The organism is Aromatoleum toluvorans, assembly GCF_012910905.1.
Classification (GTDB): Bacteria; Pseudomonadota; Gammaproteobacteria; order Burkholderiales; family Rhodocyclaceae; genus Aromatoleum; species Aromatoleum toluvorans.
Map to the genome: position 1 here is coordinate 91,176 of NZ_WTVN01000007.1, position 23,330 is coordinate 114,505.

A 23,330-nucleotide genomic window follows, 5' to 3' on the forward strand; every position below is an offset into this window, starting at 1 on the left:
CCATGGAACTGAGCGTCAACGACACACCCGCCTACGTCTACACCGGCGGGCGCCCCTTCGATCGCCGCCAGGCCGTCGTGGTCCTGGTCCACGGCGCCGGTCACGACCACAGCGTGTGGAACTACCAGGCGCGCCAGCTCGCGCACCACGGCTTCTCCGTCCTCGCCCCCGACCTGCCCGGGCACGGGCGCTCGCAAGGCGCCCCGCTGCCCACCATCGAAGCCCTGGCGGACTGGATCGAGTCCCTGCTCGACGCCGCCGGCGTCGTGCACGCAGCCCTCGCCGGCCACAGCATGGGCTCGCTCGTCGCGCTCCAGGCGGCCGCGCAGGCTCCCGCACGCATCACGAAGCTCATCCTCCTCGGCAGCGTCGCCCCCATGCCCGTGGCGCCACCGCTGCTCGAAGCCGCCGCGCGCACGCGCGATAGCGCGCACGCGATGATCAACCAGTGGTCCTACACGCCCGCCTCGCAGCTCGGCGCGAGCCCCGTCCCCGGCGTCTCGCTCACCGGCCTCAACCTGCGCCTGATGGAGCGCCAGCGCGACGGCGTGCTCGCCAACGACCTCGCCGCCTGCAACGCCTACCAGGGCGGCCTCGAAGCGGCAGGCCGCATCCGCGTTCCCTGCGCGATGCTATGCGGCGAGCGCGACCAGATGACGCCCCGGAAGGCCGTCAAGCCCTTGCAGGAAGCACTGGCCAACGTTCCCGGCGGTGCGCGTATGATAGTCATCAAAGGCGCGGGTCATGCGATGATGGCCGAAGCGCCCGATGCGGTCGGCGATGCCATGCGAGGCTTTCTCACCACCACATAGGAACAACGACAGAGAAGCCCCGTTCGCTGCCGCACGACAAGATCCCCCCAACAGGAGAGAGACATGTCGCAGCAGATCGATACGGGTACGGCAGCAGAAGGTCCGGTGTTCCCCACGGTCCGCGAAGTCGATGCGGGCGCCCCCTTGCGCTGGATCGGCCGCGGAATCGGCGACCTCCGCGCCTGCCCCATCCCCAGCCTCTTCTTCGGCTTCTGTTTCGCGGCGATGGGCCTTCTCGTCACGATGGTGTTCGAGCACGCCTACGAATACACCGCGGCGATGACCTCGGGCTTCCTCCTGCTCGGCCCTTTCCTGGCGATGGGGCTGTACGAGCTCAGCCGGCAACGTGAACAGGGGCGGGCCTGCGCCCTGCTCCCCGCCCTCGCCGTGTGGCGGCGCAACGCCGGCAACATCGGCATCTTCGCCATCGTTCTCGGCGTGATTTTCCTCGTCTGGGCCCGCGCCTCGCTCGTCATCTTCGCGCTCTTCTACACCAACGAGCTCCCCAACCTCAGCGGCTTCCTGAATCAGCTGGTGGCGTTCGAAAATCTCGAATTCCTGCTCGTGTACTTCGGTGTCGGCCTGATGTTCGCGTGCATCGTGTTCGCTGCGAGCGTGATTTCCGTCCCGCTGATGCTCGACCGCGACCAGGACGCGATAACCTCGATGCTCGCCAGCATCGCCGCCCTCGCCCGCAATCCCGGCGCCATGCTCGTGTGGGCATCGATCATCGTCATATTGACTTTGATCGGCTTTCTCAGCTTTCATTTAGGGTTGGTGGTATTGATGCCCGTCGTCGGTCACGCAAGCTGGCACGCCTACCGGGATCTTGTCGCACCTGCGGCGGACACCTCGTCCCCCGCACCCACACGCTGACGGCGCTTCACCAGACCTTGCCATGCATTCTGCCCAGGAACTCGTTGCCAACGTCGTTACGCTCGCGTCACTGCCGACGGTATACCTGCACATCCGCGACGAACTCGACGCCCCGACCGGATCGGCAACGAGCGTGGCCCACGCCATCAGCGCGGATCCCGCGATCTCCTCCAGCCTGCTGCGCCTCGCCAACAGCGCCTTCTACGGCTACGGCGGCAGGATCGACACCATCACGCGCGCGGTGACGATCCTCGGCATCCAGCAGGTACACGACCTCGTGCTCGCCATTTCGGCCAGCGATGCCTTCTCCCTGTTCGCGCCGCAGCACCTCGACATGCCCCGCTTCTGGCGCGGCAGCGTCATGCGCGGGCTGGCCGCACGCGAGATCGGACGAAACCAGGGGATGATCGGCGTCGAGCGGCTGTTCGTGATCGGGCTACTGTCCGACATCGGGCACCTGGTCATGTACCAGACGATTCCCGAACTCACGCATGAAGCGCGCACCGTCGCCACCGCCAACCGCGAACCGCTGCACGAGGTCGAACGCCGCATCGCCGGCTGCGACCATGCGGAGGTGGGGGCCGCCCTGATGGCACAGTGGCGCCTGCCGACGACCTTCGTCGACATCATCGGCGCGCAGGGCAACCCGCGCCTTGCCGGCGACTATGTCTATGAAGCGGCCATGGTGCACGTGGCTGCGCGCATCGCCGAGGCCGATCAGGAAAACGAATCCAGCACGGCCGCCGCCGAGCGCATCGCCCCCGTGATCTGGTCGCTGCTGGACATGGAACCGGCCAGCCTGCGGCGCATCCGCGAAAGCGCCGAACTCGACCTTTCCGCCTACACCGCGCTGTTTTTCCCCAACCTCGGCAACGCGCGCGCCTGAATCAGGCTGCGCCACCGCCCGGCGTCGGGTTCGCGCAGCAGTTCGCGCGCAAAGGCCAGCGCCTGCACCACCCCCTCCGCGGCCTGTTCCGACAGCCCCTCACCCAGTTCGAACCGCTCCGCGCGGACGCCCAGGATGAAAGCCGGCGGCGGCTCGCGCCCCTCGATACGCCGGAATACTGCCAGGATGGCGGAAGGCGCAAGCGCGTGCGAAAAGCTCGCGACGGGGACGCCGCCATCCGGCTCCGCGAACCCGAAGGGCGCCTGCAGGCCGCACGCCGCGTCGATGAACAGCGCCAGGTCCGCATCACGCAACTCCAGCGCATGCTCGACCTGGAGCTGGAAATCATGAACGACCCGGACCCCCGGCGGCAGTTCGGACTCCAACGCGTGCAGCAAGGCCGGCCCTGCAGCGTCGTCGCCGCGGGACTCGTTGCCGGTGACGAAAACGACCAGCCTCACCGGATCAGTCACGCACCACCCGGTCCAGCACCTCGCCGTTCGCCGCCGCCAGCTCCAGCACCAGCGGCATCTTGCCCAGCGCATGGGTCGCGCAGGACAGGCACGGATCGTAGGCGCGGATCGCCACCTCGATGTGATTGAGCAGCCCCTCGGTCAGCTTCCGCCCGTCCAGGTAGCGGCGCGCCACCTCCCGCACGGCCGTATTCATCGCCTGATTGTTGTGGGTTGTCGACACGATCAGGTTGCACATCGTCACGAGGTCGTCGTCACCAACCTGATAATGATGGATCAGGGTTCCGCGCGGCGCCTCGATGATGCCGACGCCCTCGTTTCCGCGCACGCCGTCCCCCATCAATGGCCCTTCGAGCAAATCCCCGTCGCCCAGCAGATCGCGGATCACCTCGGCCGCGTGCAGCATCTCGATCATCCGCGCCCAGTGATACGCGAGCGTCGCCCTGACCGGCTCGCCCTTGCCGTAATCGATGAACTCGAGCCGCTCCGACTCTGCCAGCGGCGTCGGGATGAAGTCGCAGTTCTGCACCCGCGCAAGCGGCCCGACCTGGTACCAGCCCTCCTCCGGTCCCAGCTGCTCCAGGTAAGGGAACTTCATGTAGCTCCACGGCTTCACCTGCTCCCGGATCACGCTGCGGTAGGCCTGATCCGGCACCTGATCGAGCAGGATCTTTCCATCCGCATCGCGAAAGCGCAGCGCCCCGTGATACAGGTCCATCCCGCCATCCGCTCGCACCAGGCTCATCAGCTTGGCCGGGAATCGCCCGAATTCGTCATACAGCGCGGGATCGGCCTGGTGCAGCTGCTTCACCAGCGCGACCGCCGTGCGGCTCCACTCGACCATCCGATCGATGTCCGCACGCAGCGCGTCGCGGTCCTCGACTGCGAGGTGCCGGTTCATTCCGCCCGGCACCGAGCCGGTACCGTGGATGCGCTTGCCGGCGGTCGCCCGGATCACCTCCTGCCCGAATTTCCGCAGCAGCACCCCCTGGCGCGCGACCTCCGGGTGCGCCGCGGCCACCCCGACGATGTTCCGCTTGCCCACTTCGGAATCGAAGCCGAACAGCAGGTCCGGCGAGGACAGGTGGAAGAAGTGCAAGGCGTGCGACTGCAGGATCTGGCCGTAGTGCATCAGGCGCCGCAGCTTCTCGGCCGAGCGCGTGATCCGCGCGCCGAGGACGCAGTCCATCGCCTTCGACGCCGCGAGGTGATGGCTGACCGGGCAGATGCCGCACAGGCGCTGCACCATCACCGGGACTTCCCAGTACGGACGCCCCTGGATGAACACCTCGAAGCCGCGGAATTCCACGATATGGAGCCGCGCCTCGCGCACGTGATCCTCCTCGTCGAGGAGCAGCGTCACCTTGCCGTGCCCTTCGACCCGCGACACCGGGTCGATCACCACCCGTCGCAGGCGCTCCCTGTCGGCGGCCGTTTCAAGCGAATCCATGCAAGACCTCAATCGAAATGCAGCAAAGGGTGAGGCAGGCGCGGCGTGCGACCGCCGATCAGGTCGGTCAGGAAGGTCCAGATCGCGTCGCCCGAAGGCGGGCATCCCGGAATGAAGTAATCGACCCGCACGACCTCGTGGATCGGGTGCACGCGGTCGAGCAGCAGCGGCAACTCGGGATCGTCGGGAACGCCCCCGTCCTCGACCCCGTCGCGCTTCACGTACACCTGCTGCAGGCAGTCGCCCAGGTCGAGATGATTGCGCTGCGCCGGCAGCCCGCCATTGATCGCACAGGCCCCCACCGCCACCAGCGTCTTGCAGTTGCGCCGGAACTCGCGCAGGACGTGGACGTTCTCCGCATTGCACACGCCGCCCTCGATCAGCCCGATGTCGCAAGGCCCGCAATGTTTGATGTCGGTCAGCGGCGAGCGGTCGAACTCGACGACCTTAGCGAGGTCGAGCAGGCGCTCGTCCATGTCGAGAAACGACATGTGGCAGCCGAAGCAACCGGCCAGCGAAGTCGTCGCAACGCGCACGCGCGGCATGGGGATGCTGTCGCTCATTCGCCCTTCTCCATCGCGACCGTGCTGATCGACGCCCGATCGTACTTGCGCTCGCCGATCGGTACGGCGAACCCCACCCGCTTGCGCAGGATCACGCCCACGGGACAGATATCCGCGGCCCGGTCGGTCACCGCGAAGTCCGTGTCGGCGAGCCGCCCCGACTCCGCATTCACGACCAGATGCTTGTGAATGCCGCGATCGGTCAGCGCAAACACCCCCTTGCCGTCCACATCGCGCGACGCCCGCACGCACAGCTCGCAGAAGATGCAGCGGTTGAAGTCGAGCAACACGTCCGGATGCGACGCATCGACCGGCCGGTCCGGGAAGAAATGCGCGAAGCGCGCGCTGCTCATGTCCAGTTCGTACGCCAGCGCCTGCAACTGGCAGTTGCCGCTCTTCTCGCACGACGGGCAGAAGTGGTTCCCTTCCACGAACAGCATCTGCAGCAGCGCCCGCCGCTCGCCATTGATCTCCGGCGTATTGCTCTCCACTTCCATGCCGTCCCGCGCCGGCAGCGCGCAGGACGACACGTGACGCCCGCCCACCTTCACGATGCACAGCTTGCACGAACCGTGCGGCGGGAAATCCGGGTGCCAGCACAGGTGCGGAATGTAGCGTCCGGCCGCGCGCGCGGCCTGCAGAATCGTCTGACCGTCCTCGAACGGCACCGGCTGCCCGTCGAACAGGAATGTCCCGCCCATCGCTACACCTCCTCCCGCCTATCGAGATGCGCCGCCGGGTCGTCACGACCGGTCATGCGGCGCGCGGTCTCCAGCGCCGCATCCAGGTCGAACGCCGGTTTGAAGTCGAGCGATACCAGGCGCCGCTCATACGCCGGGCGGAACTTGAGCAGCGTGTCGATCACCGGATTCGGCGCGCTGGACCCCAGCCCGCAATGGCTGGCATTCTTCAGCAGCCGGTCCAACCACTCGATGTCGGCCAGATCCATCTTCGCCCCCTTCCCGCTCGCGAGCTTGTCCATGTAGCCCTTGAGCAGGGCCGTTCCGACGCGGCACGGCGTACAGAATCCGCAGCTCTCGTGCGCAAAGAAATGCACGAAGTTGCGCGCCATCTCGAACGGATCCCGCCTCCCGTCGAACACCATGAAGGCCCCTGCCGTCGGCACATCCTCGAACGCGATGCGCCGATGGAACTCGTGGCTCGCGATCGTCACCCCCGACGCCCCTCCCACCTGCACGACCTGTGGATCGTGCGCCCCGCAGTCCTCGAGCACATGCTCGATGGTCACGCCGAAGGGGTATTCATAGACGCCGGAGTACGCGCAGTCGCCCGAAATCGAAAGCAGCTTCGTGCCGGTCGACTGTGGCGTCCCCGTCGCCGCGAATGCGGCCCCGCCCTGCAGCGCGATCAGCGTCGTCTTCGCGAGCGTCTCGACGTTGTTCACGACGGTCGGGCGTCCGAGGTAACCGTGCGTCACCGGGAACGGCGGCCGGATCCGTGGCGTCCCGCGCTTGCCTTCCAGCGATTCGAGCAGCGCCGTTTCCTCGCCGCACACGTAGGCACCCGCGCCGAGGTGGATGTCGATGTCGAAGTCGAATCCGCTTTCGCCCAGGATCCGCGCTCCCAGCAGCCCCGCGGCGCGGCGCACGGCCAGCACCGCCCGCAGATGCTTCAACAGATAGCGATACTCGCCGCGCAGGTACAGCAGCCCCTGCCGCGCGCCGGTCGCCCACGCGGCCAGCGTCATGCCCTCGATCACCCGGTCGGCCTGGCTGGCCAGCAGGACGCGATCCTTGAACGTGCCCGGCTCTCCCTCGTCCGCATTGCAGACCACGACCTTGTCGGCCCCCGGCGCATCGCGGCACGCGCCCCACTTCACCGCCGTCGTGAAACCCGCCCCGCCGCGCCCGCGCAGACCCGAAACGCGCATCTCCTCGAGCCAGCCATTCCGCCCGCGCTTCATCGCCGCCTGCAAGGCCGATCCGGGAACGAAATCCGCGCCGAGCAAGGCGCCACGGCGACGGATGTTGTCATCGACGCGGAAGAATTCCGCAGGCCACGCGGCGAGCGGCGTCCCCGCGTGCACCAGCGCCGCGATGCGTTCCACGCGCGCCTCGTCGAGCCGCGTCACCGCCACCCCATTCACCAGGATCGCCGGCCCCTGATCACCCATGCCGGTACAGGACGTGATATCGACGCTCGCTTCGCCTCCCGGCGACACCTGTCCCGGCGACACCCCCAACCGGCGACATAGGCGCTCCATCAACGCACGGCTGCCGAGCATCCGGTCGATGATATTGTCGGAAAACAGGATGCGGAAACGGCCGACGGGCTCCGTGTGCAGGAAGCTGTAGAAGCCGGCAACGCCCTCGACGCGCGACCGTGGCAACTCCAGCAAGCCGGCGATGCGGGTCAGCGCAGCCGCCGGCAGATAGCCAATGGCGTCCTGCGTTTCGACAAGAACCTGCAGCAGTTGCGACGGCTCGCGCCGATGGCGCTCGACCGCCTGTGCTGCTACCCGCTCGGCATCATGCATAGCGAACTCCGGAGCATGCTCTCTGCAAGAATTTTAGCAGCAAGTGATACTGCATCACGCACCCGCCCAAAAGGGGCAAACATTTCCTGCCTCCGCCGCGCGAATCGTTGCGCGACACCCAACGACAGCCCAAACCCTTTGCCGGCGCGACTTTCAGCCGCACAGACCAGCCAAAAGCGCTACTAGATGTAGTGATATTCGCACGCTTGACATACTGTTTAAATTTTTAACTACTTGTTTTTATGTGCTTTTATTTTTTTGCAAAATCAGACTCCACAGGCTATTCTTCACGCCGAAACACACACCAATCGAACGGACTCACACACTGAAAAAGACCATGAGCACGACGATCAATCCGCAGGCAAAAGGCAAGGCCGACGCTTCGACCCTCGCACCCCAGGAAATCTCGGGCGAGGTTCTCATCGAAAAATACGCGAAGGACGACGAGCAGACCGTCGCCGAAGTGCGCACGCGCGTCGCACGCGCACTCGCGGCGGTCGAAGCCGAAGACAAGCGCGCCCATTGGGAAGCGAAATTCCTCGAAGCGCAGGAAAAAGGCTTCGTGCCCGCAGGCCGCATCAACAGCGCGGCCGGCACCAAGCTGCAGGCGACGCTGATCAACTGCTTCGTCCAGCCCGTCGGCGACTCCGTCTCCGAAGCCGTGGACGGCCGTCCCGGCATCTACACCGCCCTCGCCCAGGCCGCCGAAACGATGCGCCGCGGCGGCGGCGTCGGCTACGACTTCTCGAGCATCCGTCCGAAGGGCGCCCTCGTCAAAGGCACCCTCTCCAACGCCTCCGGCCCCGTGTCCTACATGCGCGTCTTCGATCGCTCGTGCGAGACCGTCGAATCCGCCGGCGCACGTCGCGGAGCCCAGATGGGGGTGCTGCGCTGCGATCACCCTGACATCGAGGAGTTCATCCACGCCAAGGACCACGGCGACCTGACGAACTTCAACATCTCCGTAGGCGTCACGGACGCCTTCATGAAGGCCGTCGACACCGACACCGATGTCGAGCTCGCGCACAAGGCCGAGCCGATCGACGACCTCAAGGCGGCGGGGGCCTACCAGCGCGACGACGGCCTGTGGGTGTACCACAAGCTGCGCGCCCGCGAACTGTGGGACCAGATCATGCGCTCGACGTACGACCACGCCGAGCCCGGTATCCTGTTCCTCGACCGCATGAACCAGGACAACAACCTGTACTACTGCGAGACCATCGAGGCGACCAACCCCTGCGCCGAGCAACCGCTCCCCCCGTACGGCTGCTGCGACCTCGGCTCGATCAACCTCACGCCCTTCGTGAAGAATCCCTTCACCGAAAAGGCCGACTTCGACTACGCCGCCTTCGGCAAGGTCGTTGATGTTGCGATCCGCATGCTCGACAACGTGCTCGACGTCACGCACTGGCCGCTCGAACAGCAGGAAAACGAAGCACAATCGAAGCGCCGCGTCGGCCTCGGCTTCACCGGCCTCGGCGACGCCCTGATCATGCTCGGCCAGCGCTACGACGGCCCCGAAGCCCGCGCCGTCGCGGCCAAGATCTCCGAGTACATGCGCGACCGCGCCTACCTCGCGTCCGTCGAACTCGCCAAGGAGCGCGGCGCCTTCCCGCTCTTCAACGCCGACCTCTACCTGTCCGGCGGCAATTTCGCCTCGCGCCTCCCCAACGAGGTCAAGGACAAGATCCGCAAGCACGGCCTGCGCAACTCGCACCTGCTGTCGATCGCCCCGACCGGCACGATCTCGCTCGCCTTCGCGGACAACGCCTCGAACGGCATCGAGCCGCCCTTCTCGTACACCTACACCCGGCGCAAGCGCATGGCCGACGGCACGTACAAGGAGTACGCCGTCGAGGATTACGCATGGCGTCTGTACAAGCACCTCGGCGGCAACATGGACAGCCTGCCGTCCTATTTCGTCACCGCCCTCGAGATCTCGGCACAGGCCCACAAGGACATGGTCGCCGCGGTCGCGCCCTTCATCGACACCTCGATCTCGAAGACGGTGAACGTCCCCGAGGACTACCCCTACACGGAGTTCGAGGATCTCTACCTCTCCGCGTGGAAAGCCGGCCTGAAGGGCCTCGCCACCTACCGCCCCAACTCGGTGCTCGGTTCCGTGCTCTCCGTCGCGCCCTCCACGGAGCAGAAACAGCCGCAGGACGTCGAGCTCTCCGGCCCGAACAAGCGCCTGTCGATCAAGAGCCTCCCCGCCCCGGTCCTGTCCAGCCTGCGCTGGCCCGGTCGCCCCGAGCTTCCGGACGGGAACATGGCCTGGACCTACATGCTCGGGACCCCGACCGGCGACTTCGCGCTCTTCGTCGGCCAGGTCGGCAACAACGGCGGCACCTTCCCGTTCGAAGTCTGGGTCAACGGCGCGGACCAGCCGCGCGGCCTCGGCGCCGTTGCAAAAACACTGTCGATGGACATGCGCGCCAACGACCGCGGCTGGCTCAAGCTCAAGCTCGAGACCCTCGCCCGCACGATCGGCGAAAAATCCTTCGAAATGCCCTTCCCGCCGCACGGCGAGAAGACCATGTTCCCCGGCGTCGTCTCGGCCTTTGCCCAGGTGGTGCGCTACCGTTGCGAAAAACTCGGTGCCCTCGAGGTGAGTGACGCGCCGACGCCGGTGCTCGATACGCTCTTCAGCCTGCAGGAACCCAAGACCGGCACCGACGGCACGCTGTCCTGGACGGTGGATATCACCAACCCGGCCACCGGCGAAGACTTCGTCCTCGGCCTGAAGGAAATCACCCTCCCCGACGGCGTCACGCGTCCGTACTCGGTATGGCTGTCCGGCAACTATCCGCGCGCCCTCGACGGCCTGACCCGCATCCTGTCGCTCGACATGCGCGTCATGGATCCGGCCTGGATCGGCATGAAGCTGCGCAAGCTGCTGAACTACCCGGAGCCGCTCGGCGACTTCATGGCCTTCGTCCCCGGAACCAAACGCCAGCAGAACTACCCGAGCACCGTCGCATACATGGCCCAGCTCATCATCCACCGCTATGCGATGCTCGGCGTGCTCGACGAACATGGTTACCCGGTTCGGGAGATGGGCATCCTCGAAGCGCCGCGCGAAGACAGTGACCCCAAGGTCATGCAGGGCGGACTGTGCAGCGAATGCGGCAACCACTCCGTCATCCGCAAGGACGGCTGCGACTTCTGCACCGCATGCGGAGCCGTCGGCACCTGCGGGTGATCGACCTGAAGGCGCCCCGCGGGGCGCCCCAATAAAAAACGCGAACCACGGTTCGCGTTTTTTATTGCCTCCCTCACCGACGCTCACGCCACGGCTTCAGCGTCCGCCCTGACCCGAAGTACAAGACCGAGCAGCACAACGGTACCTTTCTAGGGCCTTCGTAGCGTCAGTCCTGTGACTTGGCGCCGATCGACAATCCGAGCGCCGGGAGCGCCCTGAACAACGCGGCGATCGTCTTGCCATCGGTGATCGCGCCTTCGGCAACCGCCCGAATCACCTCATCCACCGGAAAACTCAGGATCTCGAGAAATTCCCCATCGTCGAGCGCATCGCCGACGTGGGTCAGCTCACGTGCCAGATAGATCTCGATGCGCTCGTCCGAGTACCCGATACACGGATGCATCACACCCAGATATTCCCATTGCCCGGCGATGTAGCCCGTTTCCTCACGCAGCTCGCGCTGGGCACAGTCGAGAAGATCTTCGCCGGAATCGATCTTCCCCGCAGGAAGTTCCAGGAAGGCGCGACGAAGGGGGTAGCGAAACTGCCGTTCGAACAGCAACTGCCCATCGGGAAGAACGGGCACGACGACAACGGCACCGGGGTGCGTGATGTATTCCCGGACCGACTCGCCGCCATCAGGAAGCGAAACCCGGTCCCGACGGACCTTCAGCAGGACACCGTCGTAGACCGGGTTGGACTCGAGCTGGATCTCTTCGAGAGGATCCCGCTCAGAGGGATGCGAGGAGCGCATAGGCGCAGAGGGACATCAGGCCTTGCGGCAGGAGACCGAGCACCGCGATTGCCAGACCGTTGGCCGACAGCAGGAACCGCACCTCACCCTGCGCGCGGATCGGAGCCGTATCGGTCGGCTCGTCGAAGTACATGACCTTGACGACGCGCAGATAATAGAACGCGCCAATCACGGACATCAACACCGCGACCACTGCCAGCCAGACGTATCCCGCAGCGACCACGGCCTGCAGGACCGACAGCTTGGCGAAGAAGCCGATGAAGAACGGAATGCCCGCCATCGAGAACATCACGATCATCATCAGCGCGGCGAACCACGAGTTGCGCTTGTTCAGGCCCTTGAAGTCGTCGATGGTCTCGGCCTCGAAACCGGCGCGCGACAACAGGATGACCATTCCGAACGAGGCGAGGCTCATGATCACGTAGGAAACCGCGTAGAACATTGCGGAGCTGTAGGCGTTGAGCGCGAAATTGCGATCGCCGTCGACCACGCCGGCGAGAAGGCCCAGCAGCACGAATCCCATGTGCGAGATGCCGGAGTAAGCCAGCATGCGCTTGATGTTCGACTGGGCGATCGCCGCCAGGTTGCCAAGCACGATCGAAAGAACGGCCAGGAACATCAGCATCGACTGCCACTGATCGGCGAGCTCGAACAAACCGTAAACCAGCAGGCGCATGGCCATCGCGAACGCCGCCAGTTTCGGCGCCGAGGAGATCATCAGCGTGACGGCGGTCGGTGCGCCCTGATACACATCGGGAACCCACATGTGGAACGGGACGACGCCCAGCTTGAAGGCAACACCGGCAACAACGAACACCAGACCGAACACGAGGACCGTCTTGTTCGCGGCCTGATGGTAGATCGACTGCGCAATGCCGGAGAGCTCGAGGCTGCCCGTGGCACCGTAGATCATCGACATGCCGTAGAGCAGCAGACCCGAGGCCAGCGCACCAAGCACGAAGTACTTCATCGCAGCTTCGGTCGAACGCGAGGACTCGCGATCGAAGGCGACCATCCCGTAGAGGGACAGCGACATCATCTCGAGCCCCATGTACAACGACAGCATGTGATTCGCGCTGATCATCACCATCATGCCGAGGCTCATCAGCAACGACAGCAGATAGTATTCGGGGCGATCGACCTTGCGGTCAGCAAGGTAGCCCCGGCCGTAAAGCAGCGCGACCGAGACTGCCAGCAGCGAAAACACCTTGAGCAGCCCGCCCAGCATGTCGCCGATGAACATCCCGCTGAAGGTGGCAACCACCTCGTTCGCCGCGTAACCCTCGGCGAGGCCCATCACGATCTCGGCGAGCCGCACGCCGAACAGCGGCACTTCGGAAATCACCGCCGCGACAGCCGCAAGCAGGTTGGGGCTCACAAGCACGCAGACGAGCGCTGCAAACACCAGGGTGAGCTGTGTAAGCCCGTACGCGAGATCACTGGCAACCCGGCGTGCAAACGTGGATGCCAACATGATCACCAGTGCCATCACAGCCACGAGAATCTCGGCTGCGGCGGGGTAGAAGTCGGGAACGACGAAATTCATCTTCTGACCAGTCCGAAAAAGTGTCTCGCCCGCTCGATCAGAGCTTGCTCACGGCGACATGCCGCAGGAGTTCATTAACCGAAGCGTGCATCACTTCCGTGAATGGGAAGGGATACAGGCCCATCGCCAGCACGCTGAGCGCAAGGATGCCGAGGAAGGCAAACTCGCGTGCGCCGATGTCCTCAAGCTCGGCGACATGGCTGTTGCCCACGACGCCGAAAACAACGCGCTTGTACATCCAGAGGGTGTACGCCGCGCCCAGGATCAGTGTGATTGCGGCCCCGAACCCGACCCAGAAGTTGAATTTCACGGCGCCGAGAATGACCATGAACTCGCCGATGAAACCGCTGGTTCCGGGCAGACCGGCGTTGGCCATGGCGAAAAGCATGAAGAACGCCGCGAACTTCGGCATCGTCTTCACCACACCGCCGTAATCCGCGATGTTCCGCGTGTGCATGCGGTCGTACAGAACGCCGATGCAAAGGAACATCGCGCCCGAGACGAAGCCGTGCGAGATCATCTGCACCAGCGCGCCTTCAAGACCGATGGCGTTGAACATGAAGAACCCGAGGGTCACAAAACCCATGTGCGAGATCGACGAATAGGCAACCAGCTTCTTCATGTCGGTCTGAACGAGCGCCACGAAACCGATATAGATCACGGCGATCAGCGACAGCGCGATCATCATCGGCGCCATGGCCTGAGAAGCATCGGGCACGATCGGCAGCGAGAACCGCAGGAAGCCGTACGCCCCCAGCTTCAGTGCAATTGCCGCCAGCACCACCGAGCCGCCGGTCGGCGCCTCGACGTGCGCGTCAGGCAGCCAGGTATGCACCGGCCACATCGGAACCTTGACTGCGAAGGCGATCAGGAACGCCCAGAACACCAGCGTCTGCGCCGGCATCGCCAGCGGCAGCTTGTGCCAGTCGAGAATGCTGAAGCTTCCACCCGCCTCCATGAACAGGTAAAGCAGCGCGATCAGCATCAGCAGCGAACCGAGCAGGGTGTAGAGGAAGAACTTGATCGCGGCATACACCCGGTTCGCGCCGCCCCAGATGCCGATGACGAGGTACAGGGGAATCAGCGAGGCTTCGAAGAAGACGTAGAACAGGATGCCGTCCAGCGCCGAGAAGATCCCGTTCATCAGGCCCGACATGATCAGGAATGCCGCCATGTACTGCGCGACCTTCTCCTGGATCACCTGCCATCCCGCGATCACGACCATGATCGTGATGAACGCGTTCAGCAGGACGAACAACACCGAAATACCGTCCACCCCGAGGTGGTAGTTGATGTTGAAGCGCGGAATCCAGGGCAGGAATTCGGCGAACTGCATCGCGCTGGTGCTCGTGTCGAACTGCGTGAACAGCGGGATCGTCACGGCGAATCCGGCCAGCGCAACCAGCAGGGAAAGAGACCGCGCCAGCGGCGCATTGCGGTCCGAACCGGTTGCTAGCACGAGCAACCCACCCAGGATCGGTATCCAGATCGCAAGGCTGAGGAATGGCATACCCGTCATCGTTACTTTCCGTTCAGTGCGCCGACATCCGACGCGCGTTTATCGTTATTCACAGACCTACCCGCCGGATCAAACCAGGTTGAACCAGAAGGTCAGCAGGATGAAGACCCCGATGATCATTGCAAAGGCGTACTGATACAGATGGCCGGTCTGGAACAGGCGGCTGATCTGCGCAACCCAACCCACCAGTCTTGCCGTTCCGTTGACCGCGATGCCATCGATGATCGCCTGGTCGCCAGCCTTCCAGAGGCCCTTGCCGATCAATCGCGAACCCCCTGCAAAGACGATCTCGTTGAAGCGGTCGAAGAAATACTTGTTCTCGAGCAACGCATGCACGGGGCGGAAGGTCCGCTGGATCGCGGCCGGGATGTCCGGACGCACCAGGTAGAAGAACCATGCCAGGAAGACGCCGCCCATCGCCAGCCAGAACGGCGCAGTCTGCAGACCGTGGAGCGCCATCGCGACCGGACCGTGGAAGTGCTCGGCGAGCTCGGAGAGTCCCACGTGATTGCTGCCCACATGGATCACGCCCTTGAACCACTCGCCAAAGAGCATCGGCTCGATGGTGAAGAATCCGATCACCACCGACGGGATTGCGAGAAGCACCAGCGGCAGCGTCACCACCCACGGCGACTCGTGCGGCTTCTGTCCAGGAGCGAGGCCGTGATGGTGATCTGCCGACACCTCTTCGTCGTCGTGGTCACCCTCGTGGTCATGATGACCGTGGTTGTGGCCGAAGCGCTCCTTGCCGTGGAACACGAGGAAATACATGCGGAAGGAGTAGAACGCCGTCACGAAGACGCCGGCCAGCACGCAGAACAGGGCGTAGCCCGCGCCCGGGATGTGCGACGCATGCACGGCCTCGATGATCGAGTCCTTGGAGTAGAAACCCGCGAAGAACGGGAAGCCGATCAGCGCCAGCGAACCCAGGAGCGAGGTAATCCACGTGATCGGCATGTACTTCCACAGGCCGCCCATGTTGCGCATGTCCTGATCGTGGTGCATGCCGATGATCACGGAGCCAGCGCCCAGGAACAGAAGCGCCTTGAAGAACGCGTGCGTCATCAGGTGGAACACGGCCGCGGAATAGGCCGAGACACCAAGCGCCACGGTCATGTAGCCCAGCTGCGACAGCGTCGAATACGCGACCACGCGCTTGACGTCATTCTGGACGATGCCGAGGAAACCCATGAAGAGGGCGGTTGTAGCGCCAATCACCAGCACGAACGACAACGCAACGTCCGAGAGCTCGAACAGCGGCGACATGCGCGCGACCATGAAGATACCGGCCGTAACCATCGTCGCGGCGTGAATCAGTGCCGAGATCGGGGTCGGGCCTTCCATCGAATCAGGCAGCCAGACATGCAGGGGAACCTGAGCCGACTTGCCCATCGCGCCGATGAAGAGGCAGATACAGATCGCGGTGATGAGCGGCCAACCGGTAACAGCCATGTTCTGCGAGGCCAGTTCGCTACCCTTCGCGAAGACTTCGGCGTAGTTGAGGCTGCCCGCGTAAGCTGCGATCAGGCCGATGCCGAGCAGGAAGCCGAAATCGCCGACACGGTTGACCAGGAACGCCTTGAGGTTCGCGTAAATCGCCGTCGGCCGCTCGTACCAGAAGCCGATCAGCAGATAGGAGACCAGACCCACAGCTTCCCAGCCGAAGAAGAGCTGGAGGAAGTTGTTGGACATCACCAGCATCAGCATCGAGAACGTGAACAGCGAGATGTAGCTGAAGAAGCGCTGGTAGCCCGGATCGTCGTGCATGTAGCCGATGGTGTAGATATGCACCATGAGCGACACGAAGGTCACCACGAGCATCATCATCACCGTGAGCGGATCGATCAGGAAACCGACCTCCAAAGTGAGACCACCGCTCTTCATCCACGTATATACGGTGCCATTGAAGGTATGGCCGGCCTGAACGTCCTGAAAGATCACCACCGACGCCGCGAGCGCAATCGCCACACCGAGGATGGTCACGATATGCGCACCGGCACGTCCGATCGTCTTGCCGAACAGACCCGCCAGAATCGCCCCTGCCAGAGGCGCGAGCGGTACCAGGAGATAGAGCTTTTGCATGTCCGTCATCGAGCCGCTTCCTTAACCCTTGAGGCTATCCAGATCATCAACGTGGATCGTCCGCAGGTTGCGGAACAGCACGACCAGAATCGCGAGGCCGATCGCAGACTCGGCCGCTGCCACGGTGAGGATGAAGAAAACAAAAATCTGTCCGGCCAGATCGCCCAGATAGTGCGAGAAGGCGACGAAGTTCAGGTTGACCGCGAGCAGCATCAGCTCGATCGCCATCAGCAGCACGATCAGGTTCTTCCGGTTCAGGAAGATCCCGACCACGCTGATGGCGAACAGGATCGCGCCCAGAATGAGATAGTGGGAAAGCGAAAGCATCTATAACCCCTTGGGCAATTCTTATTCTTTCTCGGCGGGCATCGAAACGAGCTCGACGCGGTCGCCACGCTTGACGGTTACCTGCTCCGACGGATTGACGTGGCGCACGCCCTTGCGCTTGCGCAGCGTCAGCGAAACGGCGACGACCATGGCCACCAGCAGCAGCAGCGATGCGAGCTCGAACGGATAGACGTAATCCGTGTACAAGAGGCGTCCCAGCTCGCGAGTATTGCTGTAGCCGGCCTGCGCCGCGGGCGGCGTTGGCATCGCCTCGAGCCCGAAGTAACGACCGCCCAGGACGAGAGCCATTTCGACGACAAGCAGTATGCCGATCAGCGCACCGACGGGGAGATAGCTCCAGAAACCCTCCCGCAGCCGGTCGAGATTGATGTCCAGCATCATCACGACGAACAGGAACAGCACCATGACTGCCCCCACGTAAACCATGACGAGCACGATCGCGAGAAACTCGGCAGCGAGCAGGAGCCAGATGCCTCCCGCAGTGACGAACGAAAGCACCAGGAACAACGCGGCATGCACCGGGTTCCTCGCGGTGATCACCCGCAGCGCGGCGAACACCATGATCGCCGACAGGATGTAGAAAACGAGGGTCTTGAAATCCATGTCCTTTGCGGCGCCCGCAGGCGCCCTCCCTTAGCGGTACTTCGAGTCGGCTTCCCGGTCAGCGGCAATCTGGGCTTCGTAACGGTCGCCAACCGCGAGCAGCATCTGCTTCGTGTAGTACAGGTCGCCGCGCTGTTCGCCGTGGTACTCCAGAACACGCGTTTCGACGATGGCATCGACGGGACAGGCCTCCTCGCAGAAGCCGCAGAAGATGCACTTCGTCAGATCGATGTCGTAACGGGTCGTACGACGCGATCCGTCGTCGCGCTGATCCGACTCGATGGTGATCGCCATGGCGGGGCAAATCGCTTCGCACAGCTTGCACGCGATGCAGCGCTCCTCACCATTCGGGTAGCGACGCAGCGCATGCAGGCCGCGAAAACGCGGGCTCTGCGGAGTCTTCTCCTCAGGAAACTGCACGGTGATCTTGCGCGCAAACAGGTGACGCCCCGTCAGCGCCAAGCCCTTGATCAGTTCCTTGAGGAACAGGCTACCGATGTAATCCTTGGCACCCATCTTCAGCCTCTCACTTCCAGATAGACAGCGGCGACATCATCCACACCGCCACCACGATCACCCATACGAGGGTGATGGGAATAAACACCTTCCAGCCGAGCCGCATGATGTGGTCGTAGCGGAAGCGCGGGAACGTAGCACGCGCCCACAGGAAGACAAACAGGAAGAACGCCGTCTTCAGTGCGAGCCAATGGAACCCGTCAGGAATCGCAGCGACCGGGGACAGCCAGCCGCCGAGGAACAGCACGGACGTCATCACCGACACGAGGAACATGTTCGCGTATTCGGCGAGGAAGAACAGCGCGAACGCCATGCCCGAATACTCAACCATGTGCCCCGCGACCACTTCCGATTCGCCTTCGACGACGTCGAACGGCGCACGGTTGGTCTCCGCGATCCCCGAGATCAGGAACACAATGAACATCGGCAGCAGCGGCAGCCAGTTCCACGACAGGAAGGACAAGCCCATGTCGTGGAATCGACCCTGCCCCTGCGAGTGCACGATGTCGCTCAGGTTCAGGCTGGACGAGATCAGCAGCACGCAGATCAGGGCGAAGCCCATGGCGACCTCGTACGACACCATCTGCGCCGCGGCACGCATCGATCCCAGGAACGGGTACTTGGAGTTCGAAGCCCAACCGGCGATGATGACCCCGTACACTTCCATCGAAGTGATTGCGAGGAGCAGCAGCAGGCCCGCATTCACGTTCGCGAGCACCATGCCATCGTCGAACGGCACGACCGACCAAGCGGCCAGGGACGGAGCTATCGCGAGAATGGGCCCGAGGATGAACAGCCCCTTGCTTGCACCCGACGGAACGATGATTTCCTTGAAAAGGAGTTTCATACCGTCGGCGATCGGCTGCAGCAGGCCTTTCGGACCCACGCGATTGGGGCCGATACGCACCTGCATGTAACCGATGACCTTGCGTTCCGCGAGCGTCAGATATGCCACACCCAACATGAGCGGAGCAATGATCGCGACGATCTTTGCAAGCGTCCAGACGGCGGGCCACGCAGGCCCGAAAAACTGCGATACGGGTTCCAGCAATGCTTCCATCAGACACGCTCCACGCTGATTTCGCCGCACATCGCCCCGAGGACGGCCGTTGCCGCAGTGGCCGCGGCAACACGCACGCAGTTCGCCGCCACAGTGTCGTCGACCACGATCTGGACCTCTGCAACGCCCTCGCCCTGCTTCAGGCGCACGCGAGCACCCGACTCGACGCCGATCGCGGCGAGCGTCGCCGCGTTCGCGCGTGCGATCGGGGCTTTCGCGTCGCGCGTCTTCTGCAGCGACGGAGCGCGCCGCACGAGCGGATCAGCTGCGTAGATAGGCACGTCGCTGACGCGTTCGAACCCCGTGAAGGCCTGATCGGCAAACTTGAATTCGAGGCCGAAAAGCCGATTTCCGAGGTCGGGACGGTCGCCATCCGCAAGCGCTTCCTTGGCCACCGCATCCGAATCGTTCTGCTCAAAGCCCTCGAACTCAAGCAGATTCCCCAGGACCCGAAGAACCTTCCAGCCAGGCCGGGTTTCACCGACAGGACGGGCGACAGCATTGAAATTCTGGGCCCGACCCTCGCAGTTGACGAATGTGCCCGAAGTTTCGGTGAAAGGCGCAATCGGCAGCAGCACGTCGGCTGCGGCAAAAAGCGCCGGCGATTTGAACGCCGACAGCGAGATCACAAGCGGCGCTGCACCGAGCGCGGCTTGCGCCAAGGCAGGGTTGGCGAAATCCAGGTCAGGCTCGGCGTTGAGCAGCAGATACGCCTTGCGCGGTTGCTCCAGCATCTGCCGTGCATTGAGACCGCCAACCAGCGGAATCGCCTTGGCCAGATAACCGCCCACACTGTTGGCTGCCTCGCCGATGATCCCGAAGGCACCTTCGGCGAGACGAGCGATTTCTTCGGCAAGCTGGTGGATTTCGGTTGCGTACTCGCTCTGGACGGCAAGATTACCGAGCCACACTGCGACCTTGCGGCCCGACGCGAGACTTTGGGCGATCGCACGCGCCTCTTCGGACACGGCCGAGGGAACGGCAGCGGCGAGATGTTCCGCAACCGCGACGCCCTTCTCGGCTGCGAGCGCCCCAACGACCTGCAGAAGGACCGGCACAAATACGGACGGAGCTGCCAGCACGCGATTCCTGACGGGCAGAAGCCACTCTTCAGCGCTAGCGTTGAGAGCACTGACATGCAGGCCGCGCTTGGCCGCCTGCCGCACACGTTGGGCGAGCAGCGGCGTGTCCTTGCGCAGGAAACTGCCGATGACGAACAAGCGATCGAGGCCGGAGACCTCGTTGATCGGCATACCCAGCCAGGGAGCACCCTCACGGAAGCCGTCGGCACGGAAGTCACTCTGGCGCAGGCGGAAATCGACACTATCCGAGCCGATGGCACGGGTGAATTTCTGCAGCAGATACAGCTCTTCGACGCTCGTATGCGGCGAGGCCAGCGCGCCGATCGAGTCCGGGCCGTTTTGCTTTGCGGTCTTGCGCAATCCGTTCGCGGCGAACTCCAGCGCGGTTTGCCAATCCGTCTCCTTCCACACGCCGTCCTGCTTGAGCATCGGAACGGTGAGGCGATCGTCGCTGTTCAGCCCTTCATACGAAAAGCGATCCTTGTCCGACAGCCAACACTCGTTGATGTCTTCGTTCTCGAGCGGCAGCACGCGCTTGACCACGTCGTGCTTCACCTGAACGATCAGGTTGGAGCCGAGCGAATCATGCGGACTCACGGATTTGCGCCGTGCAAGCTCCCACGTCCGCGCGGCGAAACGGAAGGGCTTGGAAGTGAGCGCACCGACCGGGCAGAGGTCGATGATATTCCCGGAGAGTTCCGAATCGACCGTCTTCTCGACGAACGGCATGATTTCGGCGTGTTCGCCGCGGAATGCCTGTCCGAGTTCCATTTCGCCGGCAATCTCGGTCGTAAACCGTACGCAACGCGTGCAGTTGATGCAGCGCGTCATGTCGGTCGCGACAAGCGGCCCGAGGTTCTTGTTCAGAACGACGCGCTTCTCTTCCTCGTAGCGCGACTGGCTGCCGCCGTAACCGACAGCGAGATCCTGCAGCTGACACTCGCCGCCCTGGTCGCAGATCGGGCAATCGAGCGGGTGGTTGATCAGCAGGAACTCCATCACGCCTTTCTGGGCCTTGACGGCCTGCTCGGAGCGCGTCCACACCTTCATCCCGTTCGTCACGGGCGTGGCACAGGCGGGCAGCGGCTTCGGCGCCTTCTCGACCTGCACGAGGCACATGCGGCAGCTTGCGGCGATGGAAAGTTTTTTGTGATAGCAGAAGTGCGGAACGAAAGCACCGATCTTGGTGGCAGCATCCATGATGGTGCTGCCATCCTCGACCGTCACCTGCTTGCCGTCGATTTCAATCTCTAGCATTACGGTCTCACGTAGATTTGGCTGCCTTCGTACTGAACTTCAGGCGGCACTAGACATTTCTTGTTTTCGATGTGGTATTCGAACTCGGAACCGAAGTGCTTGATGAAACTTTGCACCGGCATCGATGCTGCATCACCGAGGGCACAGATCGTGCGCCCCATGATGTTGCCCGTCACCGAATTGAGGAGATCAAGGTCTTCCTTGCGACCGAGTCCGTTCTCGATGCGATGGACCACGCGATAGAGCCAGCCCGTACCTTCCCGGCACGGTGTGCACTGTCCGCAGGACTCCTCGAAATAGAAGTAGGACAAGCGCTCGAGCGCCTTGACCATGCAGGTCGTCTCGTCCATCACGATGACTGCGCCAGAACCGAGCATCGACCCCGCCTTCGAGATCGAATCGTAATCCATCGTGCAGTCCATCATCACGCTGCCGGACAGCACCGGCGCCGACGAGCCACCGGGAATCACCGCCTTCAGCTTGCGTCCGCCCCGCATGCCGCCTGCCATCTCGAGCAGCTCGGCAAAGGGCGTACCCATTGCGATCTCGTAATTGCCGGGCCGATTCACATGGCCGGAGACCGAGAACAGCTTGGTTCCGCCATTGTTGGGCTTGCCCAGGTTGAGGAAGCCCTCTCCACCCATGTTGATGATGAAGGGAACCGAAGCGAAGGTCTCGGTGTTGTTGATCGTCGTCGGCTTGCCATACAGACCGTAGCTGGCCGGGAACGGCGGCTTGAAGCGCGGCTGTCCCTTCTTGCCTTCGATCGATTCAAGAAGCGCAGTCTCTTCGCCGCAGATGTAGGCGCCGTAACCGTGATGGGCAAACAGCTCGAAGGAGAACTCCGAACCGAGAATCTTCTGCCCAAGGAGCCCTGCCGCACGAGCCTCGGCGAGTGCCGCCTCGAAGCGCTCGTAAACCTCGAAAATCTCGCCGTGAATGTAGTTGTACCCGCGCTCGCAACCCATCGCATACGCTGCGATGGTCATCCCTTCGATAACCGTGTGCGGGTTGTAGCGCAGGATATCCCTGTCCTTGAACGTTCCCGGCTCGCCTTCATCCGAATTGCAAGCCAGATACTTCGCGCCGGGGAAGGAGCGCGGCATGAAACTCCACTTCAGGCCGGTGGGAAAGCCGGCACCACCCCGTCCACGAAGCGACGAGGCCTTGAGCTCGGCGATGATGGTTTCAGGCGGAATCTTTTCGGAAATGATCTTGCGCAGCGCCGAGTAGCCACCGCGCGCGACATAGTCCTGCAGACCCCAGGTACGGTCGCCGTCAACGCCGGCGAGAATCAGTCCGCTTGCGCTCATTTGCTTTCCAGCTCCGCGAGAATCTGATCGATCTTTTCCTTGGTCATCCAGCTGCACATGTGATGGTTATTCACCAGCATGACCGGAGCATCGCCACAGGCCCCCATGCACTCGCCTTCCTTCAACGTGAACTTGCCGTCCGGCGTCGTCTCGTTGAATTCGATGCCCAGCTTTTCCTTGAGGTAATCGGCAGCGTGGACACCCCCCGACAGCGCACAGGGGAGGTTCGTGCACACCGTGATCTTGTGACGGCCGACCGGTTCAAGGTCATACATGTTGTAGAAGCTCGCCACCTCGTAGGCCGCAATGGCCGGCATGTCGAGGTAGCTGGCGACGAACTCGATGAGTTCCTTCGGCAGCCAGCCCTTCTCGACCTGCGCGATGCGCAGCGCCGACATCACAGCCGATTGCTTCTGGTCCGGCGGGTATTTCGCGATCTCGCGATCGATCTGTTGTAGCGATTCCTGACTCAGCATTTCGTACTCGTC

General features: G+C 63.4%; 20 protein-coding genes. 4 read left to right on the forward strand and 16 right to left on the reverse strand.

Features of this window, described 5'->3' with window-relative positions; all coding sequences use genetic code 11:
- Positions 1–2: 2 nt before the first annotated feature.
- From GPA22_RS06800 to GPA22_RS06810, 3 genes are all read left to right on the forward strand, one after another.
- A complete protein-coding gene (locus tag GPA22_RS06800) occupies positions 3–812 on the forward strand; it encodes an alpha/beta fold hydrolase (protein WP_169255346.1) in 810 nt (269 codons plus the stop codon).
- A 63-nt stretch (positions 813–875) separates the two neighbouring features.
- Positions 876–1,688, forward strand: a complete 813-nt coding sequence (locus GPA22_RS06805; RefSeq protein ID WP_169255347.1) for a DUF2189 domain-containing protein — start codon at positions 876–878, stop codon at positions 1,686–1,688.
- Positions 1,689–1,710: 22 nt separating this feature from the next.
- A complete protein-coding gene (locus GPA22_RS06810; protein WP_169255348.1) occupies positions 1,711–2,574 on the forward strand; it encodes an HDOD domain-containing protein in 864 nt (287 codons plus the stop codon).
- Here the strand turns inward: GPA22_RS06810 and GPA22_RS06815 are convergent.
- From GPA22_RS06815 to GPA22_RS06835, 5 genes are read right to left on the reverse strand one after another with little or no spacing between them, the layout of a single operon-like run.
- Complete coding sequence (locus tag GPA22_RS06815; RefSeq protein WP_169255349.1) at positions 2,529–3,047, reverse strand: hydrogenase maturation protease; 519 nt, start codon at positions 3,045–3,047, stop codon at positions 2,529–2,531. The genes GPA22_RS06810 and GPA22_RS06815 overlap by 46 nt on opposite strands.
- The gene (locus GPA22_RS06820; protein WP_169255350.1) at positions 3,040–4,497 is read right to left on the reverse strand and encodes a Ni/Fe hydrogenase subunit alpha; all 1,458 of its coding nucleotides are present in this window, start codon (positions 4,495–4,497) and stop codon (positions 3,040–3,042) included. Before GPA22_RS06820 ends, GPA22_RS06815 begins: the two co-directional genes overlap by 8 nt.
- A gap of 8 nt (positions 4,498–4,505) precedes the next feature.
- On the reverse strand, positions 4,506–5,060 hold the full coding sequence (locus GPA22_RS06825) for an NADH-quinone oxidoreductase subunit B family protein (protein ID WP_169255351.1): 555 nt from the start codon (positions 5,058–5,060) through the stop codon (positions 4,506–4,508).
- A complete protein-coding gene (locus GPA22_RS06830) occupies positions 5,057–5,761 on the reverse strand; it encodes a 2Fe-2S iron-sulfur cluster-binding protein (protein ID WP_121429590.1) in 705 nt (234 codons plus the stop codon). The genes GPA22_RS06825 and GPA22_RS06830 overlap by 4 nt, the downstream gene beginning before the upstream one ends.
- A gap of 2 nt (positions 5,762–5,763) precedes the next feature.
- Entirely contained in the window at positions 5,764–7,557 is a 1,794-nt protein-coding gene (locus GPA22_RS06835) for an NAD(P)H-dependent oxidoreductase subunit E (RefSeq protein WP_169255352.1), read from the reverse strand.
- A 337-nt stretch (positions 7,558–7,894) separates the two neighbouring features.
- Between GPA22_RS06835 and GPA22_RS06840 the strand changes: the two genes are divergently transcribed.
- Positions 7,895–10,762, forward strand: coding sequence for an adenosylcobalamin-dependent ribonucleoside-diphosphate reductase (locus GPA22_RS06840; RefSeq protein ID WP_169255353.1), 2,868 nt, complete (start codon positions 7,895–7,897; stop codon positions 10,760–10,762).
- A 166-nt stretch (positions 10,763–10,928) separates the two neighbouring features.
- Here GPA22_RS06840 and GPA22_RS06845 read toward each other — a convergent pair whose 3' ends face one another.
- From GPA22_RS06845 to nuoE, 11 genes are all read right to left on the reverse strand, one after another.
- Positions 10,929–11,516 carry an NUDIX domain-containing protein gene (locus tag GPA22_RS06845; protein ID WP_169255354.1) on the reverse strand — a complete coding sequence of 196 codons (588 nt, stop codon included), beginning with the start codon at positions 11,514–11,516 and terminating at the stop codon, positions 10,929–10,931.
- Positions 11,494–13,062, reverse strand: coding sequence for an NADH-quinone oxidoreductase subunit NuoN (gene nuoN, locus GPA22_RS06850; protein WP_169255355.1), 1,569 nt, complete (start codon positions 13,060–13,062; stop codon positions 11,494–11,496). The genes GPA22_RS06845 and nuoN overlap by 23 nt, the downstream gene beginning before the upstream one ends.
- 37 nt (positions 13,063–13,099) lie before the next feature.
- Positions 13,100–14,581: an NADH-quinone oxidoreductase subunit M gene (locus tag GPA22_RS06855; protein ID WP_169255356.1), complete on the reverse strand. Its 1,482-nt coding sequence runs from the start codon at positions 14,579–14,581 to the stop codon at positions 13,100–13,102.
- 69 nt (positions 14,582–14,650) lie between these two features.
- On the reverse strand, positions 14,651–16,672 hold the full coding sequence (nuoL, locus tag GPA22_RS06860) for an NADH-quinone oxidoreductase subunit L (RefSeq protein WP_169255357.1): 2,022 nt from the start codon (positions 16,670–16,672) through the stop codon (positions 14,651–14,653).
- Between the two features lie 12 nt (positions 16,673–16,684).
- Entirely contained in the window at positions 16,685–16,990 is a 306-nt protein-coding gene (nuoK, locus tag GPA22_RS06865) for an NADH-quinone oxidoreductase subunit NuoK (RefSeq protein WP_018992227.1), read from the reverse strand.
- A 21-nt stretch (positions 16,991–17,011) separates the two neighbouring features.
- Entirely contained in the window at positions 17,012–17,614 is a 603-nt protein-coding gene (locus tag GPA22_RS06870; protein WP_169255358.1) for an NADH-quinone oxidoreductase subunit J, read from the reverse strand.
- A 30-nt stretch (positions 17,615–17,644) separates the two neighbouring features.
- Entirely contained in the window at positions 17,645–18,130 is a 486-nt protein-coding gene (gene nuoI, locus GPA22_RS06875; RefSeq protein WP_169255359.1) for an NADH-quinone oxidoreductase subunit NuoI, read from the reverse strand.
- A 10-nt stretch (positions 18,131–18,140) separates the two neighbouring features.
- The gene (gene nuoH, locus GPA22_RS06880; RefSeq protein WP_169255360.1) at positions 18,141–19,190 is read right to left on the reverse strand and encodes an NADH-quinone oxidoreductase subunit NuoH; all 1,050 of its coding nucleotides are present in this window, start codon (positions 19,188–19,190) and stop codon (positions 18,141–18,143) included.
- Complete coding sequence (gene nuoG / locus GPA22_RS06885) at positions 19,190–21,529, reverse strand: NADH-quinone oxidoreductase subunit NuoG (RefSeq protein WP_169255361.1); 2,340 nt, start codon at positions 21,527–21,529, stop codon at positions 19,190–19,192. Before nuoG ends, nuoH begins: the two co-directional genes overlap by 1 nt.
- Positions 21,529–22,842 (reverse strand): NADH-quinone oxidoreductase subunit NuoF, encoded by a 1,314-nt coding sequence (gene nuoF, locus GPA22_RS06890; protein ID WP_211168982.1) that lies wholly within the window; start codon positions 22,840–22,842, stop codon positions 21,529–21,531. The genes nuoG and nuoF overlap by 1 nt, the downstream gene beginning before the upstream one ends.
- On the reverse strand, positions 22,839–23,318 hold the full coding sequence (gene nuoE / locus GPA22_RS06895; protein ID WP_169255362.1) for an NADH-quinone oxidoreductase subunit NuoE: 480 nt from the start codon (positions 23,316–23,318) through the stop codon (positions 22,839–22,841). The genes nuoF and nuoE overlap by 4 nt, the downstream gene beginning before the upstream one ends.
- Positions 23,319–23,330 lie beyond the last annotated feature (12 nt).